The organism is Aeromicrobium sp. CnD17-E, assembly GCF_024124745.1.
Lineage (GTDB): Bacteria > Actinomycetota > Actinomycetes > Propionibacteriales > Nocardioidaceae > Aeromicrobium.
On the sequence record NZ_JAMXRU010000148.1, the window covers coordinates 1 to 5568 of the forward strand.

Here is a 5568-nt window from a genome sequence, read left to right on the forward strand (position 1 = left end):
CCAGGCGGTCCGCGGGGCCCGACGGCCGAGTGGGGCCGCCGTGGCGACGACGGCGGTCCCGCCGAGGCCCAGCGCGATCCAGGCGACGACCGACGCCGTCGTCCCTCCGCCCGACTGGAGGACCACCACGCGGCCGTAGCTCCACACCGCGGCGGAACCGGAGCCGAGGAGCAGGCTGGCGGCCACCACGCGCCGGTGCGCCGACCACCAGGAGCGCGGCAGCGTCGCGCTCGGGGCCTGCCTCCCGGTCTCGCCGCCCTGCGCGGTCACGAGCACGAGTGCCGCCACGGCGAGCGTGAGCAGACCCGACCACGCCCAGGCCGCCCGCCAGTCCGGGAGCAGCGTGAGGGCCAGCGCGCCCGCCACGACGAGCCCTGGCCCGGTCCCGGCGTTGACCGTGGACTGCGCGGAGGGGTCGCCCGCGACGACCGGGTCGCGTCGCAGGATCTCCACGAGCGCCGGCGAGACCACGCCGGCACCCACCGACGCGAGGACCGCGAGGACGGCGAACGTCGCGCGGTCCGGGGCGACCGAGAGCCCGAGGGCCCCTCCCCCGGCCGTCAGCGCGGCGACGCCGACGAGCGTGCGCGCCCGTCGCGTGGCGAGCACGAGCCCCAGGAGCGCGCCGAGGCAGTAGGCCAGCGAGGCACCGCTCGACATCAGCCCTGCGGCCGCGGTACCGAGCCCGAGGTCGTCCTGGACGTCGGGCAGGTAGAGGCCGGTCGCGAGCCGGACGAGGCCGTAGGTCGCGGCCACGAGGGCGAGCCCGCCCGGCACGAGCAGCGCCGATAACGAAAACGTACGTTTCACTTTCGTGAGTCTAGGCTGGCTCCATGGCCCTGCGCACCTCGACGGAGACCCGGCTGCTCGACGCCGCCGACGAGCTGTTCTTCACCGACGGCGTGGCGGCGACGCCGGTCGACGCGGTCCTCGCCCGGGCCGGCGTCTCCGCCGCCACGCTCTACCGGGGCTTCGCGAGCAAGGAGGCCCTGCTCGCGGCGGCCCTCGAACGTCGCCACCGGGCCTGGACCCGGACCTGGGACGACGCGGTCGCGCGACAGACCACGCCGCAGGCCCGGCTGCTCGCCGTCTTCGACGCGCTCGAGGCGTTCCGGGACGGGCCGCTCGGCTCCCGGTGGTGCGCCTTCCTCGGGACGGCGGCGGAGCACGCGTCGCCACCGCCGGAGCTCGCAGCCGCGCTACGGCTCGAGACCGAGCACCTGCGCGACCGGCTGGTCGAGCTCGCCGAGGAGGTCGCGCCCGGGCGCGGGAGGCAGCTCGGGGAGCAGCTCCTCCTCGTGGTCACCGGCGACCTCGCGATGCGCCTGCGTGCCCCTGGACGGAGCACCGACGTCGCCCGCACGGTCGCCACCACCCTCGTGCGCGCGGCCTGATCGACGGCGGCCCCGCCGACGCGTCAGGCGTTGCGGCGCTGGGCCGCCAGGCCCGCCAGGAAGATCAGGAGCCCGGCGACCGCCAGCGCTGCACCGACCAGGCTCGGCGCGCGGTACCCGTAGCCGGCGGCGATGACGACCCCGCCCAGCCAGGCTCCCAGCCCGTTGGCGATGTTCAGCGCCGAGTGGTTGAGCGCCGCGCCCAGCATCTGCGCGTCGCCCGCGGCGTCCATGAGCCGGATCTGCAGGCCGATGGCCACGAGGCTGCCGAGGGCACCGATCGCGAAGATGCCGAGAGCGGCCGGCACCACGAGCCCCGCCGTCTGGTGGAACACGACGAGCACGGCGATGGTCGCCACGAAGCCCCAGATCACGAGCCGCGGGACGTCCCAGTCGGCGAGCGGTCCGGCCAGCCAGGAGCCGAGCACCGAGCCGATGCCGAAGGCCAGGAGGAACCACGGGATCGAGGAGTCCGCGAGGCCGGTGACGTCGGTGACGATCGGCGCCACGTAGCTGTACATGGCGAACAGGCCACCGAAGCCGACCATGCCGGCGGACACGGCGAACAGCACCTGAGGGCGCTTGAGCGCCGACAGCTCGCCCCGGATGCTCGCCGTGCGGTCGGCCGCCTGGTGCGGCACGAAGAGCAGCATCATCGCCGCGGCCAGCACCGCCAGCACGACCACGGCCCAGTAGGCGGCCCGCCAGCCGAGCTCCTGGCCCAGCCAGGTGGCGGCCGGCACGCCGGCCACGGTGGCGACGGACAGGCCGAGCATGACGCGGCTGACCGCCCGACCGCGACGGTGCGGCGGCACCAGCGAGGCGGCGAGGAGCGAGGCGACGCCGAAGTACGCGCCGTGCGGCAGACCGGCGAGGAAGCGCGCGGCGAGCACGGGCACGTAGCCGCTCGCGAGCGCGGTGACCGCGTTGCCGACGCCCAGCGCGAGGATCAGGCCGACCGCCAGCTCACGGCGCGGGAGCCGCGCCCCGAGGGCCACGATGACGGGCGCGCCGACCACGACGCCGAACGCGTACGCGGTGATCACGTGCCCGGTGGTGGGGATGGACTCGTCGATGCCGGCGGCGATCTCCTTGAGCAGACCCATCGTGACGAACTCGGTCGTGCCGATCGCGAAGCCGCCGAGCGCGAGGGAGATGATGGCCAGCCCCACGTGCGCGGCGCGCGGGGTGCTCGTCTCGGGCGCTGCCAGGTCCACGGAAGAAGTCACGTGAAGAGCCAAGCACCGACCCTCGGCGTGTTGTTCCCGGTGTGGGCGAGGTCATGCGCAGAGTCCTGCTGGTCGAGGAGGCGGAGCGAGGTTGCACGGCGACAGCCCAGCGCGAGCCGACCCCCAGCGTCTGCTTGGAGTGGTCTCGCTCCGTCGCGGCTACGCCCCTCATGCGACGGCTCCAGCACCTCCCCCCGCTGGCGCTCGTGGAGGCACTCGACCAGCGGTACCGCTGGTCGAGTAGCGGCCACGCGCGAGGAACGAGCGTCGTGGACGCGTATCGAGACCACCCGGGAACGGCCCAGCGCGAACCGACCCCCAGCAACAGCCCAGAGTGGTCTCGATACGTCGGGCTCAGGCTCGTCCCTCGCCAAGCCCGACTACTCGACCAGCGGTAGCGCCGGTCGAGCAGCGGCCACGCGCGACGAAGGAGCGTCGTGGACGCGTATCGAGACCACCCGGCACCAGCCCAGCGCGGGCCGGACGCACGACGCCCCCGCGACCACGGGGTCGCGGGGGCGTCGGTGAGGCTGGTCAGACGCTGAGCGAGCCGAGGACCTCGTTGAGGGTGCTCGAGGGACGCATGACCTGCTCGGCCTTCTCGTCCGACGGGCGGTAGTAGCCGCCGATGTCGGCGGGCGAGCCCTGGACGGCGAGCAGCTCGTCGACGATCGTCTGCTCGTTGCCGCGCAGCGCACCCGCGACGTCGGCGAACGCGGACGCCAGCTCGGCGTCCTCGGTCTGCTTCGCCAGCTCCTCGGCCCAGTAGAGGGCGAGGTAGAAGTGGCTGCCGCGGTTGTCGATCGTGCCGAGCTTGCGTCCCGGCGAACGGTTCTCGTCGAGGAAGGTGCCGGTGGCGCGGTCGAGCGTGTCGGCGAGCACCTGGGCGCGCGCGTTGCCGGCCGTGGTGGCCAGGTGCTCGAAGCTCGCCGCCAGCGCGAAGAACTCGCCGAGGCTGTCCCAGCGCAGGTAGTTCTCCTTCACGAGCTGCTGCACGTGCTTCGGCGCGGAGCCGCCTGCACCGGTCTCGAACAGTCCGCCGCCGTTGATCAGCGGGACGACGGAGAGCATCTTCGCGCTCGTGCCCAGCTCCAGGATCGGGAACAGGTCGGTGTTGTAGTCGCGCAGCACGTTGCCGGTGACGCTGATCGTGTCCTCGCCGCGACGGATGCGCTCCACCGAGTAGGTGGTCGCCTCGGCCGGCGCCATGATCTCGATCGTGAGGCCGTCGGTGTCGAGCTCGGGCAGGTAGGCCTCGACCTTGGCGATGAGGTTCGCGTCGTGGGCGCGGGTCTCGTCGAGCCAGAAGATCGCGGGGGCGCCGGTGGCGCGGGCCCGCGTGACGGCGAGCTCGATCCAGTTGCGGATCGGCACGTCCTTGGTCTGGCAGGCGCGCCAGATGTCGTGCGGCTCGACGTCGTGCTCGAGGAGCACGTCGCCGGAGGATGCGACGACCTGCACGGTGCCGGCCGTCTCGATCTCGAAGGTCTTGTCGTGGCTGCCGTACTCCTCGGCCGCCTGCGCCATCAGGCCGACGTTCGGCACCGAGCCCATCGTGGTCGGGTCGTAGGCGCCGTGCGCCTTGCAGTCCTCGACGACGGCCTGGTAGACGCCGGCGTAGCTGGAGTCGGGGATGACGGCGAGGGTGTCGTGCTCCTGGCCGTCCGCGCCCCACATGTGGCCCGACGTGCGGATCATGGCGGGCATCGACGCGTCGACGATGACGTCGCTCGGCACGTGCAGGTTGGTGATGCCCTTGTCGGAGTCGACGTAGGCCAGACGCGGTCCCTCGGCGAGGCGCTGCTCGAACGCGGCCTTGATCTCGGCGCCGTTGGGGAGGGCGTCGAGACCGGAGAGGATGCCACCGAGGCCGTCGTTGGCGCTGAGGCCGGCGGCCGCGAGGTCGTCGCCGTACTGCGCGAAGACGTCGGCGAAGTAGGCGCGCACGACGTGGCCGAAGATGATCGGGTCGGAGACCTTCATCATGGTGGCCTTGAGGTGCACGGAGAACAGGACGTCGAGGTCCTGGGCGCGCTGGACCTGCTCGGCGAGGAAGGTGTCGAGCGCGGCGGCCCGCATGACGGTGGCGTCGACGACCTCGCCGGCGAGGACCTTCAGACCGTCCTTGAGGACGGTGGTGGTGCCGTCGGCGGCCACGTGCTGGATGGTGAGGGTGTCGTCGGCGTCGAGGACGACGGACTTCTCGTTGGAGCGGAAGTCGTCGGCGCCCATGGTGGCGACCTCGGTCTTGGAGTCGCTGCTCCACGCACCCATCGAGTGCGGGTTCTTGCGGGCGTAGGCCTTCACCGACGCGGGCGCGCGGCGGTCGGAGTTGCCCTCGCGGAGCACCGGGTTGACGGCGCTGCCCTTGACCTTGTCGTAGCGCGCCTTGGTGTCCTTCTCGGCGTCGCTGGTCGGGTTGTCCGGGTAGGCGGGGAGGTCGAAGCCCTGCTCCTGCAGCTCCTTGACCGCGGCCTTGAGCTGCGGGATCGAGGCGCTGATGTTGGGCAGCTTGATGATGTTGGCCTCGGGGGTCTTGGCCAGCGCGCCGAGCTCGGCGAGCGCGTCGTCGACCTTCTGGTCGGCGGGGAGCACGTCGGCGAACGCGGCCAGGATGCGACCGGACAGCGAGATGTCGCGGGTCTCGACCTCGACGCCGGCCGTCGAGGCGAAGGCCTCGATGACGGGGAGGAACGAGTAGGTCGCCAGCAGCGGGGCCTCGTCGGTGTGCGTGTAGATGATCTTGGCCATCGCGGGCCACTCCTCAGGGTCGACCGAAAGTCTCTCGACCTCAAGATATCCCGTGCGAGCCGCGTCACCACATCGGCCCAGCGGGGGTGCCGGGCCCCACCCCTGACACGGCGCGACGAAGCGCCCGGCGGGGGTGCCGGGCCCCACCCCTGGCACGGCGCGGCGCAGCGCCCGGGGGTGAGGCCGGACCGACG

At 72.8% G+C, this 5568-nt stretch carries 4 protein-coding genes; 1 reads left to right on the top strand and 3 read right to left on the bottom strand.

Features of this window, described 5'->3' with window-relative positions; all coding sequences use genetic code 11:
• On the bottom strand, positions 1–810 hold an 810-nt coding region (locus NH339_RS17025; protein WP_253027197.1), incomplete at its 3' end, for an MFS transporter.
• Between the two features lie 23 nt (positions 811–833).
• On the opposite strand from NH339_RS17025, the gene NH339_RS17030 reads away from it, so the two are divergent.
• On the top strand, positions 834–1394 hold the full coding sequence (locus NH339_RS17030; protein WP_253027198.1) for a TetR/AcrR family transcriptional regulator: 561 nt from the start codon (positions 834–836) through the stop codon (positions 1392–1394).
• A gap of 23 nt (positions 1395–1417) precedes the next feature.
• On the opposite strand, the gene NH339_RS17035 is transcribed toward NH339_RS17030, so the two are convergent.
• A complete protein-coding gene (locus NH339_RS17035; RefSeq protein ID WP_253027199.1) occupies positions 1418–2623 on the bottom strand; it encodes an MFS transporter in 1206 nt (401 codons plus the stop codon).
• Between the two features lie 534 nt (positions 2624–3157).
• On the bottom strand, positions 3158–5374 hold the full coding sequence (locus tag NH339_RS17040) for an NADP-dependent isocitrate dehydrogenase (protein WP_253027200.1): 2217 nt from the start codon (positions 5372–5374) through the stop codon (positions 3158–3160).
• Positions 5375–5568: the final 194 nt, after the last annotated feature.

Coding starts and splice junctions, on each gene's coding strand:
- NH339_RS17030 (WP_253027198.1), top strand. CDS start 834: ATGGCCCTGCGCACCTCGACGGAGACCCGGCTGCTCGACGCCGCCGAC.
- NH339_RS17040 (WP_253027200.1), bottom strand. CDS start 5,374: ATGGCCAAGATCATCTACACGCACACCGACGAGGCCCCGCTGCTGGCG.